Source organism: Microbulbifer mangrovi (genome assembly GCF_002009015.1).
In the GTDB taxonomy this organism is placed as follows: Bacteria; Pseudomonadota; Gammaproteobacteria; order Pseudomonadales; family Cellvibrionaceae; genus Microbulbifer; species Microbulbifer mangrovi.
In genome coordinates this window covers 38,574-56,957 of sequence record NZ_LZDE01000341.1, presented here as the reverse complement: position 1 = coordinate 56,957, position 18,384 = coordinate 38,574, and the positions used below count along the sequence as shown (strand labels likewise).

General features: G+C 57.5%; 18 protein-coding genes. 10 read left to right on the top strand and 8 right to left on the bottom strand.

Translation table 11 applies throughout. The annotated features are described in order from the left end of the window. Positions 1-75 precede the first annotated feature (75 nt). The 5 genes from B4U49_RS16030 (at position 76) to B4U49_RS16010 (ending at position 6,938) form a co-directional block, all read left to right on the top strand. A complete protein-coding gene (locus B4U49_RS16030) occupies positions 76-2,466 on the top strand; it encodes a DNA polymerase II (RefSeq protein WP_078085616.1) in 2,391 nt (796 codons plus the stop codon). A 185-nt stretch (positions 2,467-2,651) separates the two neighbouring features. Further along, positions 2,652-4,046 carry a selenium-binding family protein gene (locus B4U49_RS16025; protein ID WP_078085615.1) on the top strand — a complete coding sequence of 465 codons (1,395 nt, stop codon included), beginning with the start codon at positions 2,652-2,654 and terminating at the stop codon, positions 4,044-4,046. A 61-nt stretch (positions 4,047-4,107) separates the two neighbouring features. Continuing rightward, entirely contained in the window at positions 4,108-4,689 is a 582-nt protein-coding gene (locus B4U49_RS16020) for a hypothetical protein (protein WP_204903064.1), read from the top strand. 138 nt (positions 4,690-4,827) lie between these two features. Further along, entirely contained in the window at positions 4,828-5,763 is a 936-nt protein-coding gene (locus tag B4U49_RS16015) for a M14 family metallopeptidase (RefSeq protein WP_078085614.1), read from the top strand. Positions 5,764-5,912: 149 nt separating this feature from the next. Further along, positions 5,913-6,938 (top strand): DUF1214 domain-containing protein, encoded by a 1,026-nt coding sequence (locus B4U49_RS16010; protein ID WP_204903063.1) that lies wholly within the window; start codon positions 5,913-5,915, stop codon positions 6,936-6,938. Between the two features lie 107 nt (positions 6,939-7,045). Here the strand turns inward: B4U49_RS16010 and B4U49_RS16005 are convergent, their stop codons facing one another. Genes B4U49_RS16005 through B4U49_RS15995 form a run of 3 tightly spaced genes read right to left on the bottom strand, consistent with a single transcriptional unit; the run spans position 7,046 to position 9,409 of the window. Continuing rightward, positions 7,046-7,474, bottom strand: coding sequence for a hypothetical protein (locus B4U49_RS16005; protein WP_078085613.1), 429 nt, complete (start codon positions 7,472-7,474; stop codon positions 7,046-7,048). Next, positions 7,461-8,153, bottom strand: coding sequence for a response regulator (locus tag B4U49_RS16000; protein WP_078085612.1), 693 nt, complete (start codon positions 8,151-8,153; stop codon positions 7,461-7,463). The genes B4U49_RS16005 and B4U49_RS16000 overlap by 14 nt, the downstream gene beginning before the upstream one ends. Beyond that, the gene (locus B4U49_RS15995) at positions 8,150-9,409 is read right to left on the bottom strand and encodes a sensor histidine kinase (protein ID WP_239692667.1); all 1,260 of its coding nucleotides are present in this window, start codon (positions 9,407-9,409) and stop codon (positions 8,150-8,152) included. The genes B4U49_RS16000 and B4U49_RS15995 overlap by 4 nt, the downstream gene beginning before the upstream one ends. Before the next feature lie 175 nt (positions 9,410-9,584). Here B4U49_RS15995 and B4U49_RS15990 point away from each other — a divergent pair, with 175 nt between their 5' ends. Together B4U49_RS15990 and B4U49_RS15985 are read left to right on the top strand one after the other, a co-directional pair. Next, a complete protein-coding gene (locus tag B4U49_RS15990; protein WP_078085611.1) occupies positions 9,585-10,415 on the top strand; it encodes a DUF2306 domain-containing protein in 831 nt (276 codons plus the stop codon). Positions 10,416-10,445: 30 nt separating this feature from the next. Continuing rightward, positions 10,446-11,030, top strand: a complete 585-nt coding sequence (locus B4U49_RS15985; RefSeq protein WP_239692666.1) for a cytochrome b — start codon at positions 10,446-10,448, stop codon at positions 11,028-11,030. Here B4U49_RS15985 and B4U49_RS15980 read toward each other — a convergent pair. From B4U49_RS15980 to B4U49_RS15965, 4 genes are all read right to left on the bottom strand, one after another. Further along, positions 11,027-11,677 (bottom strand): ABC-type transport auxiliary lipoprotein family protein, encoded by a 651-nt coding sequence (locus B4U49_RS15980; protein ID WP_078085609.1) that lies wholly within the window; start codon positions 11,675-11,677, stop codon positions 11,027-11,029. The two genes, B4U49_RS15985 and B4U49_RS15980, sit on opposite strands and share 4 nt — an antisense overlap. Beyond that, positions 11,674-12,627 (bottom strand): MlaD family protein, encoded by a 954-nt coding sequence (locus B4U49_RS15975; RefSeq protein ID WP_078085608.1) that lies wholly within the window; start codon positions 12,625-12,627, stop codon positions 11,674-11,676. Before B4U49_RS15975 ends, B4U49_RS15980 begins: the two co-directional genes overlap by 4 nt. Before the next feature lie 200 nt (positions 12,628-12,827). Beyond that, positions 12,828-13,319, bottom strand: a complete 492-nt coding sequence (locus B4U49_RS15970) for a DUF4234 domain-containing protein (RefSeq protein ID WP_078085607.1) — start codon at positions 13,317-13,319, stop codon at positions 12,828-12,830. Between the two features lie 122 nt (positions 13,320-13,441). After that, positions 13,442-13,876, bottom strand: coding sequence for an OsmC family protein (locus tag B4U49_RS15965; RefSeq protein WP_078085606.1), 435 nt, complete (start codon positions 13,874-13,876; stop codon positions 13,442-13,444). Positions 13,877-14,031: 155 nt separating this feature from the next. On the opposite strand from B4U49_RS15965, the gene B4U49_RS15960 reads away from it, so the two are divergent. Beyond that, complete coding sequence (locus B4U49_RS15960; RefSeq protein ID WP_078085605.1) at positions 14,032-15,537, top strand: bifunctional 2-methylcitrate dehydratase/aconitate hydratase; 1,506 nt, start codon at positions 14,032-14,034, stop codon at positions 15,535-15,537. Here the strand turns inward: B4U49_RS15960 and B4U49_RS15955 are convergent. Continuing rightward, positions 15,513-15,971, bottom strand: a complete 459-nt coding sequence (locus B4U49_RS15955; protein WP_078085604.1) for a GNAT family N-acetyltransferase — start codon at positions 15,969-15,971, stop codon at positions 15,513-15,515. The two genes, B4U49_RS15960 and B4U49_RS15955, sit on opposite strands and share 25 nt — an antisense overlap. 5 nt (positions 15,972-15,976) lie before the next feature. Here B4U49_RS15955 and B4U49_RS15950 point away from each other — a divergent pair, with 5 nt between their 5' ends. Continuing rightward, a complete protein-coding gene (locus B4U49_RS15950) occupies positions 15,977-16,561 on the top strand; it encodes a tRNA-uridine aminocarboxypropyltransferase (protein WP_078085603.1) in 585 nt (194 codons plus the stop codon). A 185-nt stretch (positions 16,562-16,746) separates the two neighbouring features. After that, positions 16,747-18,219, top strand: a complete 1,473-nt coding sequence (locus B4U49_RS15945; protein ID WP_204903062.1) for a dipeptidase — start codon at positions 16,747-16,749, stop codon at positions 18,217-18,219. Positions 18,220-18,384 lie beyond the last annotated feature (165 nt).

Sequence of the window (18,384 nt, the reverse complement as noted above, 5' to 3'; positions counted from 1 at the left end):
AATTACTGATATCTGTGTATTTATCCAGTAGAATGGCGCCCATCACCAACTCAAGCCTCAACGCAGTACAGTCTTTTGCCTCAAGGATTCCTCCTCACCCGCCACAGCTTTGACCAGCGCGGCAGCACCTGCATCCACTACTGGCTGGCCACGCCCGAGGGCCCGGTCAAGTTGGTTATTGAAGGCGAGCGCCCGGTCTTTATGGTGAGGGTGGCAGACCGCCCCCAGGTGACCGAGGCGCTGGCCGGCGTGCCTTTCGATTGGCATCAGCTTGGCTTCCAGACCTTTGGCCGCGAGGAAGCGGCGATGCTGTATTTCCCCACCATCGACGCCCACCGCCGGGCCCAGACCCTGTTGCAAACTCGCGGCATCGAGGTATTTGAAGGGGATTTTCGACTCCACGACCGTTACCTGATGGAGCGCTTTGTCCGGGGTGGCCTCTACTTTGAAGGGGTGGCCCGGGCCAGAGACGGCTATACGGAATATCGCAACGTGCGCCTCAAGGGCGCCGAGGTACAGCCGGGTTTCACGGTGGTTTCCTTGGACGTGGAGTGCTCCGGCCAGGGCGAGCTGTATTCGGTTGGCCTCTACGGGCATGGCGTGGAAGAGGTGTTGATGGTGGGCAAACGGGAGAGTGCCGACACCGCCATCCACTGGGTGGATGATGAGCGGGCTTTGCTCCGGGCGCTGGAGGCCAGGATTCAAAGCCTGGACCCGGACATCATCATCGGCTGGGCCGTGGTGGACTTTGATTTTCGGCTGCTACTGAAGCGGGCTGGGCGCCATGGCCTGCGCCTGAAGCTGGGGCGCGGTGGCACCGATGCCCGCTGGCGGGATGGCCGGGAAGGCAACCAGGGCTTCGTGACGCTGCCGGGCCGGGTGGTGCTGGATGGTATCGACGGACTGAAGAGTGCCACCTACAACTTTGAAAGTTTTAGCCTTGAGTTCGTGGCCCAGACCCTGCTGGGCAGGGGCAAGGACACCGAAGACGTGGACAACCGCCTGGCGGCGATTGAACACGACTTCCGTCATAACAAACCCAAGCTTGCCGCCTACAACCTGGAAGACTGCCGCCTGGTCTGGGGCATATTCCAGCACACCCGCTTGTTGGATTATCTGCGCCTGCGGGCCCAGCTCACCGGCCTGGAGCTTGACCGCAGTGGCGGCTCGGTGGCGGCTTTTACCAATCTCTACCTGCCCAAACTGCACCGCAGCCGCTATGTGGCGCCCAACCTGCCGGCCGACGGCGGTCTGGCCAGCCCCGGCGGCTATGTCATGGACTCCCGGCCGGGCCTGTACGACAACGTACTGGTGCTGGATTTCAAGAGCCTGTATCCCAGCATTATCCGCACCTTCAAGATCGATCCTATGGGATTGATCGAGGGACTGGTTGAGGGATCGGAAGAGGACACGACCGAGGGCAGGGCGGATGAAAACAGCATCCCCGGTTTTCGCGGCGCGCGCTTCTCCCGCGACAAGCATTTCCTGCCGGACATCATTACCAATCTCTGGGCCCAGCGGGATATCGCCAAGCAGGAGCAGGATGCCGCCCGCTCCCAGGCCATCAAGATCATCATGAACTCCTTCTACGGGGTGCTCGGAAGTGGCGGCTGCCGTTTTTACGACACGCGCCTGGCCAGCTCCATCACCCTGCGCGGTCACGAGATCATGCAACAGACGGCCCGCTGGATTGAGGAGATTGATGAAGGGAAACACCAGGTCATCTACGGCGATACCGATTCCACCTTTGTCTGGCTGAGCGGCCGACCCAGCCCGGAAGAGGCTGATGCGATCGGCAAGGATCTGGCCAGTGAGATCAATACGCGCTGGCAGAATAAGCTCAAAGAAGAGCTGGCTTTGGAGTGCGAACTGGAGCTGGAATTCGAAACCCACTACCAGCGTTTTCTAATGCCCACCATTCGCGGCTCGGAGGCCGGCTCCAAGAAACGCTATGCGGGCCTGGTGGTGAACGGGGATGAGGAAAAGCTGGTATTCAAGGGCCTGGAAACCGTGCGCAGCGACTGGACGCCCCTGGCCAAGCAATTCCAGCCCCAACTCTACGGGATGGTGTTTAAGGGTGAAGATCCATCCGACTATATCCGCGAGACGGTGGAGAAAACCCGGGCAGGGGAGATGGACGAGCAGCTGGTGTACCGCAAGCGGCTCCGGCGCAAGCTGGAGCAATACGTAAAAAACGTACCGCCCCAGGTGCGCGCGGCGCGGTTGGCCGACGAGCACCGCCGCCAGCAGGGGCTATCACCCAAATATCAGAACAAGGGCTGGATTCACTACGTGATCACCCTCAACGGCCCCGAGCCAGTGGACTACCGCCAGTCACCAATCGATTACCAGCACTATATCGACAAACAGCTCAAGCCGGTGGCCGATGCCATATTGCCTTTCATCGACCTGGATTTTGACAGCCTGGTGGATGGGCAGTTGGGCCTATTCGGCGCTATAGACTAAATATCGGTATCTAAGCCGCCACAGAATTCCGCCAGAGAGCGCTGTTCGTCGTATCATTTTTCTGAAGGCGAATTTCGGCGCATGTCTGGTTTTCTTAAGCCGGAGTTAAGTTATCCCCGAACGATTGCTCACTATACTGCCAGCGATTCGACAGTTAGCGGCGAGCTAAAAACGGGAGTGAAGCAATGGCTTTGTGGAAACCGGATCCGTCTTTTTACCCTTCGGCAAAAATGGCCATGCAGGCGCCACCAGAACGTCATGCCTATGTCGCCGCACTGAATACCGGAGGTGGTAAGCCGGATGCCATCTGCGTCGTGGACCTGGAACCGGGGTCTGATACTTACAGTCAGGTTGTGCACACGTTGGAGCTGCCCAATATTGGTGATGAACTGCATCACTTTGGCTGGAATGCGTGCAGTTCAGCACTGTGCCCTTATGCGCCCCATCCCCATCTGGAGCGTCGCTACCTGGTGGTGCCGGGGCTGCGCAGTTCTCGGATCTATATCATCGATACCAAACCGGATCCGCGCCAGCCGCAGATTGTGAAAACGTTGGAACCGGAAACGGTGATGGCCAAGTCCGGTTACAGTCGGCCACACACGGTGCACTGTGGCCCCGACGCCATCTACGTTTCTGCCATGGGGTCTGCCAATGGCGACGACGGCCCCGGCGGTATCTTTCTTTTGGATCACTTCAGTTTTGAGGTGGTCGGCCCCTGGGAGCTGGATCGCGGCGACCAGAAACTGGCTTACGATTTCTGGTGGCATCTGGCGGAAGATGTGCTGATCAGTAGCGAGTGGGCCAAGCCGTCACAATTTGAAAATGGCCTGGTTCCGGAAGACCTGCTGGCGAACAAGTATGGGCACCGCATTCATTTTTGGGATCTGCGTAAACGAAAACTGAAACAGTCCGTCGATATCGGTGCAGAGCATCAGATGCTGCTGGAGCTGCGCCCGGCCCACGATCCCACCAAACACTATGGTTTTGCCGGTGTTGTGGTCAGTACCGAGGACCTGTCCGCGTCTGTGTGGACCTGGTACCGGGAAAACGACGAGTGGCAGATGAAAAAGGTCATCACCATTCCGCCGGTGCCCGCTGACGAGGCGGATCTGCCGCCGGCGCTGAAACCTTTCAAGGCGGTGCCGCCACTGGTGTCGGATATCGACCTGTCCCTCGACGATCGCTTTCTCTATGTGGCCTGCTGGGGGATCGGCGAACTGCACCAGTACGATGTATCGGATCCGTTTAACCCGAAATTGACCGGCAAGGTAGAGATCGGTGGCATCGTGGCGAAAAAGGGACACCCGAAAAAAAGTTGGCCATTACTCGGTGCACCGCAAATGGTGGAAATCAGCCGCGACGGGCGCCGGGTGTATTTCACCAATTCGCTCTACAGCAGCTGGGACGACCAGTTTTATCCGGAGGGGATGACTGGCTGGATGGTGAAAGTGAACACGGATCCCGATGGCGGTATGCGTCTGGACCCGGATTTCTTTATCGATTTCGGCACTACCCGCGTGCACCAGGTGAGGCTTGAGGGTGGTGACGCTTCTACAGATTCCTACTGTTACCCTTCCTGAGGCAGTTGCACCTTGGCTGGCCGTTATCGCGCTGGGCGCCTTTCACGGGCTGAACCCTGGTATGGGTTGGCTGTTTGCGCTGTCGCGGGGGCTGCAGCAGCATAGCGAAAAGGTCATCTGGGTTTCATTGCTGCCGATTGCTGTGGGCCACGCCGCGGCAATCGCCGCCGTGGTTGTGCTGGTGTTTGCCGGGCTGCAATGGATCTCGCTTTCCGCACTGCGCTGGCTGACCGCGGTGCTGCTACTGACGTTCGGTTTTTACAAACTCGCCAATTACTACCGGCATCCGCGCTGGGTGGGCATGAAAGTCGGCAATCGCGACCTGTTTTTCTGGTCTTTTCTGATGGCCAGCGCGCACGGTGCCGGCCTGATGCTGGTGCCGGCGCTGCTGGGCCTGGCCGACGCTCACGGCGGTGCCCATTCAGGCCATCACATGGCTGTGTCCGGCAGCGGTAACCTTGTGCTGGCGGTCGTATTACACTCACTGGCGATGCTACTGGTCATGGGCGCCGTTGCCTGGATCGTCTACCGCAAACTGGGGCTCGCGGTGCTGCGGCAACAGTGGATCAACTTCGATTTGATCTGGGCCATCGCGCTGCTAGTGGTAGGAGCGATTGCTCTGTATATCGCACTCGCGCATTGATCTGGGCGAGCGGCCGACCCAGCGGCCGTGACCATATTGCCTTTCATAGACTTGGATTTTGACGCGCTGGTGGATGGCCAGCTGGGCCTGTTCGCGGTGTAGAATGCCTCCCCCGCTCATCATCGGAGAACAAGCGCTATGACGACTTCCCTCGACTTCTATCCAATCGGTACCCCCGGCACGCCCTGGGGCGGCGCGGAACGCGCCGAATGGCTGTCGCGACAGACCCGTCATCGCAGCTACGAATCTGAAGTGGTAAATAAGATCGAGCGCTTGCGTGATCGCTTTGACGTTGAGGAGTATGGCCGTCTGGAATACGGCAATGAGCACTTTCCGCTGCTGGCGATCCGTAGCCGTGACTGGAATGACGATCTGCCGGTGGTGCTGGTGACGGGCGGGGTACATGGCTACGAGACCAGCGGCGTACACGGTGCGCTGCAGTTTGTGGATCAGCATGCTGCGGAGTACGCCGGTCGCGTCAACTTGTTGGTGGCACCCTGCGTAAGTCCCTGGGGTTACGAGCGCATCCACCGCTGGAACCCGAACGCCATCGACCCGAACCGCTCCTTCTACGACAACAGCCCGGCGGAAGAGTCCGCGGCGCTGATGAGACTGGTGGCACCCGTACGCGATCAGGTAGTGATGCATATCGACCTGCACGAGACCACCGATACCGACGAAACCGAATTCCGCCCCGCACTGGCCGCCCGCGATGGTAAGCCGTTTGCCCCGGGTGGCATTCCCGATGGCTTCTACCTGGTGGACGACAGCGAGAACCCGCAGCCCGAATTTCAGCAGGCGGTGATCGCCGCGGTAGAGAAGGTTACCCATATCGCCCCGGCCGATGACAACAACGAAATCATCGGCTCACCGGTAGTCGCCCGGGGGGTTATCGAGTATCCGCTTAAAAAGTTGGGCCTGTGCGCCAGCATTACCAGCGCTACGTACAAAACCACCACCGAAGTCTACCCTGACAGCCCCCGTGCCACGCCGGAACAGTGCAACACCGCGCAAGCGGTTGCAGTTTGTGCGGCCATCGATTACGCGATGGCCGCTCAATCAGCCGCTGGGTAGCGGCTGGCGTCAGCTAGCCATTTGGCCATAACTATCCTTTTTTAGGGGTGCGGTGTTTCCGAGCGAATAGTTATAAGCAGCTGTCATCGAACGCATCCGTACATCACTAGACTGTTAGCTGGTGTGCCGTACTTATAAGGGAACGTTTGATGCGTGTGAGAATACTGACATTTGCCGGCTTGATGTTGTTTGCTTTAGCTGCTGTTCAGGTGCAGTCGGAAGATGCAAAAAGAGTAACAGCTGATACCTTCATCCGCGCGGAAACCGACAATATGTATGCCGCGATGATTGAGAATGCCGGCGGGACCAACAAGTTTTTTCATTTCCGTAAGCCGACACCGCTCGATAACCAGACAGTTATCCGTATGAACCGGGATGTGCTCTATTCTGGTGGTGTGTTCGATGCCAAGGATGGAATCACCATCAACTTCCCGGAACTGCCGGATGATCGTTATGCTTCCGTATATATCATCGACAATGATCACTACGTGGTAGATATCATCCACGATCCCGGCACGCATACGGTGAAGGGCGATACCCGCTTTTTGTACGTCATTATCCGTATTCAGTTAAAAGATCCCACAAGTGAGCTAGACGTTGCCTTGGTCAATAGTCTGCAAGACCAGTTCAAGGTGACCTCTAAAACCGGTGGTGAGTTTCCCGGGTTTCAATGGGATCGGAATTCGCTCGACGCTTTGCGCAGCGAATATGAAGCCGGTAGTAAGAAGTTCGATAGCTGGGCCGGAATGATGGGCAAGCGCGGAGACGTGAATGAGAAAACCCGGCACTTCGCTGCTGCAGCAGCCTGGGGTCTTCTCCCGGAATCCGAAGCGATATATTTGAATTATCAGCCAGCAACTGCAAGTGCCGATAAGTGTTATTCCGCTAACTATCAAGTGCCCGATAACGACGGCTTTTGGTCTATTACCGTTTACGGTAAAGACGGATTCATGAAAAGCGAAAACAACGTTTTAAATGAAGCTAATACCAAGTTGAATGACGATGGCTCTTTCACAGCATATTTCGGCTCTGAAGAGGCCTGTGGAGATTTCGCCAACCGTGTCGATACCAGTGATGGCTGGAATTTTCTGTTTCGTATATATCGCCCGGGGAAGTCGGTGCTTGATGGGGCCTATTCTCTGCCCGATGTGGTTGAGGTGCAGAAAGGTAGTTAACGAGTCAGCAGTGTACACTCAGAATGTCCGGGCAGGCTTGCAACTCGGAAAGTAGGTCGATGCGATGTCGCGGACAGCAGGAGGCCTACTGGCATGGAACTTGGGGATCAGTTGGCCTCTACCGGCCATACCAGCCCGGCCCGTATACCCAGCAGCAGGATGACTAACGACATCTCCAATGCAAGGAAGACACCGATGGGGTGGTCGGGCACACCTTGTATCATTAGGTAGATCAAATAAAGCATGGCCGCGAGATTGCCTGTCAGGGTGGCGGTCAGTGCGTAGTCACGTGCTTGCCAGAGCGGTTTGCTGAAGAGGATATTCAACGTGGCGGTGCCGGCGAGGGTCACACCGGGCAGCATCAGCAGTAGGCGGCGCAATAACGCAGTATCTTCACCCGCTAATTGCAACCAGACGGCGACAAAATGGCCGTAAGCGCCCAGGGCAAGGAAAATACTCAGGAGTAGGGCGCCAACAGCGGCGAGTCTGTACAGACTATTGTGCTGCACACTTTGTATTGCGCTAGAAGCCGACATCGCGCCCTCCGGCGTTGGCCAGCCCACATTCGTAGGCGAACACAACTGCCTGCGCCCGATCGCGCAATCCCAGTTTGGACAGCACGCTGGATACGTGGGTTTTGACGGTGGCCGGCCCAATAAACAGGGCCTCGGCAATTTCGGCATTGCTCTTGCCATCAGCAATCGCGGCGAGCACCTCGCGCTCGCGCGCGGTTAAACGCTCCAATCGTTCGGCCAGATTGCGTCCTGTCCCTAACTTCTGTGCGAACTGGCTGATCAGACGTTGGGTAATACCCGGTGCGAGCATGGCACCACCATCCGCAACAGTACGCACTGCCTCCACCAGCGCCTCCGGTGGAATATCCTTCAGCACAAAGCCGCTGGCTCCCGCCCGCAGGGCGCGGAATACGTATTCGTCGGGATCGAAGGTGGTGAGGATGATGACCCGGCAGGGAGTGTCACCAGCCTCGGCTTTTTTCTCTGTTTGCAAAATGCGCGCGGTGGCTTCCAGCCCGTCCATTTCCGGCATGCGGATGTCCATCAGGATGATGTCCGGCTGGTGCTCGCGTGCGGCCGCGATTGCCGTAAGGCCGGTGCCTGCCTCGGCCACCACCTGAATATCGGGTTCGTTATCCAGCACCAGGGCAAAACCACGCCTTACCAGTGCCTGATCATCCACCACCATGACTCGTATCATCTGGTTCTTCCTTCCGTAGTCGGCAGTTGTGCAGTTACTTCAAAGCCACCGCCTTCGATTACCCTGGCGCGCAGGTGGCCGCCGAGCAGTTCCGCCCGTTCGCGCATACCCGCGATGCCATGCCCGGCACTTTGTTGTTCGTCAATGGACGGCTCGTCGGCGCCGTGCCCGTCATCCTGCACGCGGATCGCAACATGATCAGAGGCAACGCACACGCCCACCTGCACACTGGCTTTGGCGCCGACATGCTTGATGATGTTGGTCAATGATTCCTGGATGATGCGATAGGCGGCGAGGCCGACTCTGGCGGGCACCTCTTCGACCTGACCGCGGGTTTCAAACTCCACCCTGGCCACGACTTGCCGGACTTTTTCGACCAGGGCAGGGAGGTCTCCCAGATCTGGTTGCGGTGCGAGCGACGTTTCTCTATCGGCAGGGCGCAGCACGCCCAGTAAATGGCGCATTTCCGACAGGGCGTGTCGACCAGCAGCCTCCACCGCCGCCATGGCTTCACTGGCCGCCTCTGGATTGTTGCGACAGATGGTCCTGGCAGCGCCGGCCTGGACTGTCATCAGGCTAACCTGATGCGCCACCACGTCATGCATCTCGCGTGCGATCCGGGTGCGCTCGGCGGCTACAGCGCGCTCGGATTCCGCGGTGCGCTCGCGTTCCAGATACTCGGCGCGTTCTTGCAGCAAGCGAAGGTGTTCGCCGCGAAAGCGCAGCCTGCGGCCTGTGTGCCACAGGGCCCAAGCGAGTACGACAGCCACCGTACCACCGGCGGTGAGCTGAACCAGTAACCGCTCGTCCAGCACCACAAACGCCAGCGTTGCCAGCACCGCGATCAAACTGATTCTGGCGTTGGCTTCATAGCGGCCAAGGCTGTAGAGCGAAAACGCCAGGGCCACGATACCTTCTGCCGGCAAGCCCAGCTCCAGTATCAGCGTGGCGCCAAGCACAACGGCGTGTACCTGAGAGGGGTGGGTGCGACGCCACAACAGGGCGAAGCAGCCCACGAAGGCGCATTGAAAGGCGCCGACATCCCCCAGGCTGTGCAACGCCAGTACGTCGTTTGCATTCTGGCGAGACCACATCAGCAGCGTCAGCAAAAAGGCGAGCAGGGCGATGAGTAGATCGGTCAGCTGGGGCCAGCGCTCGAATGGCCCGCGCAGTGGCTGCCAGACCGGAAGCCTGGGCAACTCGGTACTGGCGTTGAGCGAGTTCGGAACCTGCATTTTGTAGGACGGCAATTTCATTTCCGAATGCTAAACCAGGTGTGGCCAGCTGTCATGAGACTTGCGGCGGAGGCGATCGCAGTGCCGTCTCCACCTTTTGGGGGAGGTGAGAATCCGGCCTGCGGCCGATGTTCTGATGCCCGAAAACACGGACCATTCTCGCCAGGCACATTTAGCCAATGCCTGGAGAAACAACATGAACGACGCTGTACTCAGCTCAACACAAATTCGTCCATTCGATACAAGGCGGGCTGTCAATCTGTCCGTAACAACCTGGTTCAGTATTGCGGCGATCGGCCACGGGATATTCCTTGCCTACATTCTCGCCGTGTTCTACCCGCCGATTGCTCAGTCGGGACTGCATGGGCTGCAGGGTCTTGATCACCTGCCAGCGGGTTTTCGCGAGGGCGATACCCTGGGCAATCTGGCGGCGGTAGCGCATGTGCTGCTGGCTGCGATTGTGATCGGTGGCGGCCCGCTGCAGCTGGTTCCTGCCGTACGCCGGTACGCTCCCATGTTCCACCGCTGGCTGGGCCGCAGCTACCTGCTGGCTGCCGTACTTAGCAGTGTGGGCGGGCTGTACATGATCTGGACGCGTCACAGCGTTGGTAACCTGTGGTCTCAGATCACCATTTCGATCGACGGCGTATTGATCCTGGTGTTTGCATTTATGGCGTTGCACAACGTCTTGGCCGGTCGGATTGCAGAGCACCGGCGCTGGGCCCTACGCCTGTTCATGGTTGCCAGCGCGGTGTGGTTCTTTCGTGTAGTCCTGATGGGTTGGGCGATGCTCACCGGTGGCTGGGGAATCGATTGGGAATCGTTCACCGGACCTTTCGTGTATGCACTCGGCCTTGGTCAGTACCTGGTTCCGCTGGCCATGTTGCAGTGGTATTTCCATTGTCAGAAGCGCGAAGCTGGGCACCGCACTCAGATTGCCTTCGTGAGCACCCTGGTGCCGCTGACGGTGTTTATGGCCACCGGTATCTTTGCCGCGAGCATGGGTATGTGGTTGCCGCGGATGTAAGCTTTCAAGGCACACTATTATGTGTGAATAGTGTCTGACTGGCTGTTGCGACGAATGACTAGGCTGACGAACACGGACCGGCATTATGGCGCAGTCGCCATTTTGCTCCATTGGCTAATGGCGGTATTGCTCATCGCGCTCATCGTGCTTGGTGTGTATATGAGTGGGCTTCCCGATGTCGGTTTCGACAAAACAAAACTGACGCTGATCGTGTACCACAAGGAGTACGGCGTATTGGCCCTGGGGTTGGCTATGGTGCGGCTGGCATGGCGTGTGGGTAACACATTACCTGCGTTGGTGAGCGAACTGCCAGATTGGCAAAAGATCGCCGCGCGCTTTGTCCATCTGTGCTTTTACGCGTTTATGTTTGCTTTGCCGATCAGTGGCTGGTTGATGTCTTCGGCCGCGAGTATTCCGGTGTATTTCTTCGGTATTCGGTTACCCGATTTAATCCCGCACAATGAGTATCGCTATCAGCTATTGATCGAGGTGCACAAGTGGCTCGGATATGCCCTGATTGGTTTCATCCTGCTGCATGCCGGTGCCGCATTGCGGCATCACTTTATTTCGCGGGATAACACCCTGAAGAAAATTTTGCCCGGCACTCAAGATTAATGTGCGGTTTGCGGCATTTGTTCCAGTACAAACTGCGCTGTCTCCTGCAAAGCATTCGCGGCGGCATCGTTGGCTGCTACCACGCCCGCGCTGGGCGACACATGTAGCATGGGCTCGTATACCGATATGGTTCTGCTTGCGATGATCCGGGTTGATTTACCGTCAATAAGCTGAACCCGCAGTAAAAGATGGAGAGTTGCCGGTGTGGCGGTGAAGTCCTGCATGAACTCTACAATCTCTATTTGCAGCGCATGGCTGTGTGGACCGAAGTAGGGCGGTGTGGCTACCGCATCAAAGTATTGCGTTTTCTCCAGCGTGCGCGCCAGCAACGGAAGGAGCATTTGCGCTGGCGTTGCACCCCATTGGTGGTGACGGTAATAGCCCACCTGATGCGGCTCCGTGCGATAGGCCATGCGAATGGTGTCATATACCGGGTTAATGCTGGGGGGTAAAACGAGCAATGTTGCCCGATGTGTTTGTCGCAGGGGAATTTCACGGGGAACCTTGTTGATTACAGCCACCCGCTCGTCGCTTTCCACCGGGGAAAATAGTGTGCAGCCGGAAATCAGAATTGCGGAAGCGACCACCACAAGACAGACGGCTGTTTTGGTATGAGACAGTGTGCTGGCATACCCCCTTTCACTCATTCGGTTTCGCCTGGCCCAAGCGGCGGAGGTGTACTGCCGCGCAGGAGAATGGACGGATCGCGGTTGATCTTGTCGGTCAGGCGCGTCATGGAATTGGTCAGCTGATTCAGGGTGGCCATTGACCGGTAGGCCTCTGGCAGCACCTGAAGCTGGAGTGCATTGACAGAATCACTGCTCGCATCCAGTAGCGGCCCGAGTTGAACACTCGCCTGCTGGGTGTTGGTGATTATGCCATTTAGACGCTGCTCATTTGCTGCCAGCATTTCGCTGACCTGCTGCAATGCATGGACGGTGTCGCTGCTCGAATCCAGCAGCGGACCTAGTCGGCCACTGGCGTGCTCGGTATTGGCGATGATGGCACTGAGCCTCTGCTGGTTCTCTGCAAGCACCTGGGTGACCTGCTGCAGATTGCCGATCGCCTGCTGAAAGGCGGCGATGGTGTTTTCATCCAGCATGGACTGCAGTAATTCGGTCAGCGATTGCACGTTCTGGTTGACCTGGCTGATCGCGGTATCCAGGTTGACCGAGCGGGAAGGGGTGTTGGGTATGCGCGGATAGCGCGCTCCGGGGGCGACGGTGAGTGGACCCTGGTCGGTACCCGTGTTCTCCAGCAGCACGTAGACATAGCCGGTAAACCCACGGGTAGCGAGTCCACGTGCGGTGATGGTGGCAACGGTTGCTTTGGACACGGGAGCGTCCTTTTCGACATCCAGTAGGATGCGTACGGAACTGGGGCCGGTAAGTTCCACCTTGGTGACTCTGCCGACATCTACGCCGTGGAACTCAACGGGTGCACCGGCAATAAGCCCGGACACCGAGTCTTCGGTCAGAATCTGATAGGTCTGAAAGCGACCGCTCGTCTGGTAGTACCAGATCGCGCCTGCGATGACGCCGGCGAGTACCATGGTCGCGAAGACCAATCGTGCCCGGGTCGCTGTGCTGGTAGTCATAAAGGGCCCCTCCGACGGTGAGATCGGCCCGAACTGTGGCCAGTCCAAGTCTAGATCAAATTATCGGCGGCTAATTGGCTATCCCGGCGGGGGCGGTGTGGGGAGAATACGGGGGGAATGCGGACAGTTTAGAATGAGCGACGAACATGGCCGTCGGTTCGCCGGCAATAAAAAGGGCGGGGATTACCGCCCTTTTTTGTTTAAGCAGCTGTCTGCTGGTCGGCGGACGGCTGGTTCAGGTCAATAAACTCGTTGATCTTGTACTGCAGATAAATCGCGTTGAAGAAGAACGTGAGAACCGGGCCCAGGGTATAGGTGGAGCCAGTGCTTTTGCTCATCAGATCCTGTAAGCGGTTTTTGACCTTGAACAGGCAGGTGAGGTAAGCCACCAGATACCCGACGTTAACCAGCAGGTAGAGTCCTTCCATTTCAGGGAAAATGAACTCTGCCGCAAAGGTGAGCGCGTACAGGGCTACCATCGCCACGAGCCAGGCGGCTGTGATCTGCTTTTCGTGGATACGGTTAGCAGTTTGGGCACGGGTGAAAACCCAGTACACGGGATAAATACCCAGGGTGACGATGGAGAGTAAAAATACCCACCAGGCACTGAAACGCTGAAAATTGCCTGAGATCAGATCTTCCGTTGCCTCTGACAGGTCGGAAGTCGGCGCGCTATATGGATTGTTTTCCATGTTTGAGAACTCCTGTGCTCTTATTTTTGTCGTTTAAATACGCACAGCAAGATTACCATATGGCGCGAAAATTCGAATTGCTTTTAATGTTGGTTGTTTGTTGAACAAGAATTGTGCGAGTTTTACGTGTTTATGACTTCCGCCTTGAGTGTAACCTCAGCATTCAGGGAGTTGGTCACGAGGCAGCTTTCCTCGGATTTCTCCAGCAGTTTGTGTGCCTTTTCCATATCTGTGCCTTCGGGCACTTCCAGCCAGGCGTTGATGGTAAACGCTGTGAAGCAGGTCTTGCGCCCATCCTTATCCAGAGTGCCTGTGGCGCTGCATTCCAATGATGCCCACTCCAGTTTCGAGTGCTTGGCGATGGCGCGGAACGTCAGAATAAAGCAATCCGCCACCGCAGCCACCAGCAAATCCTCGGGGGACCAGCGGTCTCCTGGGCCATCGAACTGGATGGGTGCCGCCGAGACGATGGGCTCGATCCCATCGGCTGTCAGTGTGACTTCACCTTCGCTCGCGGCGCGTGCGGCTACCTTGTACTCGTGCGGGAACGCTTCCATGGAACCTCCATTAATCAGGTCATTAATTTATGCAGATTAGACGTATCGTCTCTGCACGACTACGGTTTGCGCGATATTTCACGTGGGCAATTGTCGCTGCGAACATCTGATCCCACATGGCTATCCTTCAACCTGCGATTGAAGAGAACCGGCCTATGAATGGTACCGTCACAGAAAACGTCCGCCCTGATTACGATCAAGTAATCCAGGATATTGCCGACTATGTGTTGGACTATCGCATCACCTCCGAGGAGGCCTTTGATACCGCCCGCAATTGCTTAATGGATACGCTGGGTTGCGGGCTGCTGGCCTTACAGTTTGCCGAATGTACCAAGCACCTGGGGCCGATTGTCGATGGCACCGTGGTGCCGAACGGTGCCCGTGTGCCCGGCACCGATTTACGCCTCGACCCAATCACGGCTGCGTGGGATATCGGTTGCTGTATACGCTGGCTGGATTTCAACGACACCTGGCTGGCAGCGGAGTGGGGACACCCATCGGACAACCTCGGTGCCATACTCGCGGTAACCGATTACTTGTCGCAGAAACACGTCGCGCAGGGCCGGCCACCTTTCACGATGCGTCAGGTGCTCGATACCATGATTCGCGCCCATGAAATCCAGGGTGTGTTGGCGCTGGAAAACAGTTTTAATCGGGTAGGGCTGGACCATGTATTGCTGGTACGGGTTGCCTCGGCGGCAGTGGCCACCAAGCTAAAAGGCGGCAGCCGCGAGCAAGTAATGGCGGCCGTGTCACAGGCATGGGTGGACGGTAGTGCACTGCGTACCTACCGCCATGCTCCCAATGCCGGTTCGCGAAAATCCTGGGCCGCCGGCGATGCTACCAGCCGTGGTGTGCGCCTGGCGGATATCGCCATGCGCGGCGAGATGGGTATACCGGGTGCGCTGACCGCGGAGCAGTGGGGGTTCTACGATGTACTGTTCAGCAAGACTGTGGCTGATCAGGAAGTGAAGCCAGCACGCGAGCGCGAGTTCAAGTTCCCGCAAGGCTACGGCAGCTATGTGATGGAAAACGTCCTGTTCAAACTCTCTTTCCCTGCCGAATTCCACGCCCAGACCGCTTGCGAGGCTGCGGTGATCCTGCATCCCCAGCTGAGCGGGCGTATCGGTGATATCGACCGTATCGTGATCACCACGCATGAATCCGCCATTCGTATCATTTCCAAATCTGGTCCGCTAGCCAACCCGGCCGACCGTGACCACTGCCTGCAGTACATGACGGCGGTTCCGCTGCTTTTCGGCGATCTGAAGGCCGAACACTACGAAGACAGTTTCCATCGTGCGCACCCGGAAATAGACCGGCTTCGGGAAAGAATCGAAGTGATGGAAGACGTCCGATACTCCGCCGATTACCTGGATCCGACCAAGCGCTCTATCGCCAATGCGGTTCAGGTCTTTTTTGTCGATGGAACTGCGACGAAGAAGGTGGAAGTGGAATACCCGATAGGGCACAGGCGGCGCAGGCAGGAGGGTATCCCGTTGCTTGAGGAAAAATTCCGCACCAACCTGGCAACACGATTCCCGTCCGGGCGCTGTGCGGCAATTTTCGCTCTATGCAAGGATCAGAAGCTGCTTGAGAGCACGCCGGTTAACGAATTTATGGATATGTTCGTAACTCACGAGCTTGTACCGGGCCGATAGCGCATCACGATAATATCGCGCCCCTGTTGCTGGTAGGTATGAAAGCGGTCGGCAATGGCGGAAGGCTGCCCGTCGGGGGCTACATCTATAAACCCGAGGGACTCGTAAAACAGCACCAAGTGCCGGTAGGGGAAGGTAAAGGTCTGTGTGTCGTACTTTTCGGCCATGCTCTTCAGCAGCAACCGTGCAACGCCGCGGCCCTGCCATTCCGGCGCCACGGCTACGCCCGCCAGTAACTGGCTATCTGTCAGCTGTCGCAGGCATCCGCAGGCGATGATGGTATGCTGTCCATCCCTGACCACAGCGCAGGGGTCGTGCCGCTTCGCCTTACCGCGAAACTTGTGCGCACGATAGAATTTGTTGGCGAGTGGCATCTCCGCATCCGAGAGCCACTGCACCGAGAGAGAATCTGTCCCGAAAGCATCACTTGCCATTATCTATGCCGCGCCAAGTCTGTCCTACCTGCCAACGTCCACTCAATGTCTGCTACTGCAGCGCGCTGGTCTATATTCCCAATCGAATCCGGGTGTTGATCATACAGCACCCGCTGGAGCAGAAGCACCCGTTCAATACCGGGCGCATGGCGCAGCTGTGCCTGGATAATAGTGAATTGATTGTGGCCGAGCAGCTGGCAGTCCACGATTTGGCGCAGTTGTTAAAGCCCAATTCGGCCTTGCTATACCCGTCCCTCGCCTGGCTGCCGGAAGTGGAGCAGGTGGCGCCGGGCTCGACACTCGCGGCGTCACTGGAGCAGCTGGTGGTGATCGATGCAACCTGGAAAAAGTCCAAGAAAATTCTGCACATGCACCCGATGCTGCAGCAGCTACCCCGGGTCAGCTTTGAGGGTGACTTGCAGTCCGGTTATCAAATCCGGCACTCCTCGATGGAAAACAGTTTGTCGACCATAGAGAGCATCATGATGGCGATGCAGCAGTTGGAACCGGACTGCGATTTCCAGGCAATTTTGCGGCCGTTTGAAAAGATGATAGCGCTTCAGCAGGAAAATTTTCCCTGTAGTCGCTAACGTAAAGTCTACCTGAACTTCGCCAGGTCGCAGCTAGTCGTCACCGGGTCGCGTGTGGTGGGATTGGACGCTTGAGCAAGGGTACAATCCCGCCTTTCTACGATTTCTATACCCAAAGTACTTAACCCCGAACTATGGAGTGCCCTGTGAAGTTCCGTTCCAAAATTTTACGGATAGCGGCTTCGATGCTGCTATGCCCGCTTGCCGCAGCGGCGGATGTCTCGCCCGCAGCGCAAAAGACCGCGGACTACGCGGTGAAAAAATACGAAGCGACAATGACCGACACTCTCGCCGAGCTGGTCCGGTTCAAGACCGTAGCGCGTGAAGACCAGCCGCTGGAGAAGAATCCCGAATTCGCCGGCTTCAAGCGTACCCTGTGTGACAAAGCCGAAGCACTGGGTCTCGAGTGTGAGGACCGCGGCTATGTGGTGATTGTCGCCATGGGGCAGGGGGAGGAGAAGATCGGTATTGTCACCCACGGTGATGTGCAGCCTGCCAATCCGGCCAAGTGGAAGCAGAGCCCGTTTGAACTTGACCGTAGCAGTGAGCCAGGCAAGTTGATTGCCCGCGGCAGTGAGGATGACAAGGGTCCGATTGCCACCGCCCTCTATGCGATGAAGGCCATCAAGGACAAAGGCGTGCCGATGAAGCGGCGCGTGGAGCTGATTGTGTACATGGCCGAGGAATCGGACTGGGAGCCGCTCAAGGCATTCTTGAAAGATTACGATATGCCCGCCTACAACATCACCATCGATGCTAGTTACCCGGTGGTGACCGCTGAGAAAGGCTGGAGCGAAATCCGCGCGACCTTTGCCGATTCTGCGTTGGCGGACAAGAACAAGCCTTACCTGAGCGATTTCCACGGCGGCTACTTCCGCAGCCAGGTGCCGGATGAGGCCCATGCCAGCATTGTCAACCCGACTCCCGCACTGGAGGAGGCGATCCGAGCCCGCGCCGCGATTCACCCGAAGGTGAAGTTCGAATTCGAGAAAAAGGGTGACGTACTGGAAATCACCGCGCGCGGTGCGGCAACCCATAGCTCCGAGCCTGAACACGGTGTCAATGCCATTGCCTTCCTGGCAGATGCGCTGGGCAACGACGATTGGCCAGCCAATGCGGCCGGCGCCACCGTGCGTTATATCAACGACCTGATTGGCACCGGCATCGTCGCCGAGCAGTTTGGCGATATCGCCTACAGCGATGACTTTATGGGGCCAATGACGGGTGCTCTCACCATGGTGAAGGCCGATGACAAGGGCGTTACCAGCTACCTAAACCTGCGCCGCCCCACCGGCAAGTCCGCTGAGCTACTGGACAAGCAGATCCACAGCGCCATCGACAGCTGGCAGAAAGAGACGGGTATCCAGATGGCCGATGTGGGCGTGAGCTTGGGCGAGCCTTACCGCGCGGACGATGCACCGCATGTGCAACCACTGTTGGAGGTGTTTCGTCACTTCACCGGTATTGAAGATGCGGGCCCGGTATCCATCGGCGGGTCTACCAATGCCAAGTTGTTGCCGAACGCGGTCAGCTTTGGGCCGTCGATGCCGGGGAAGGCCTACACGGGCCACTCAGAGCACGAGTTCATTACCGTGGATCAACTGCGCCTGAATCTGAAAATGTACACGGCGATGATGATCGAGATCGCTAACCTGTAGATGGTTACTGCAGGATTAACCTCTCAGAATAGAAAGGGACTGAACATTCAGTCCCTTTCTATTGGTTACAAGTTCCAGTGAATAAACCAGCTTGTGAGCTGGCGGACCTGCACGACCTGGTGGCGGTTTCCGATGGGAAATAGCTCGGTTCTTGCCTACAATACG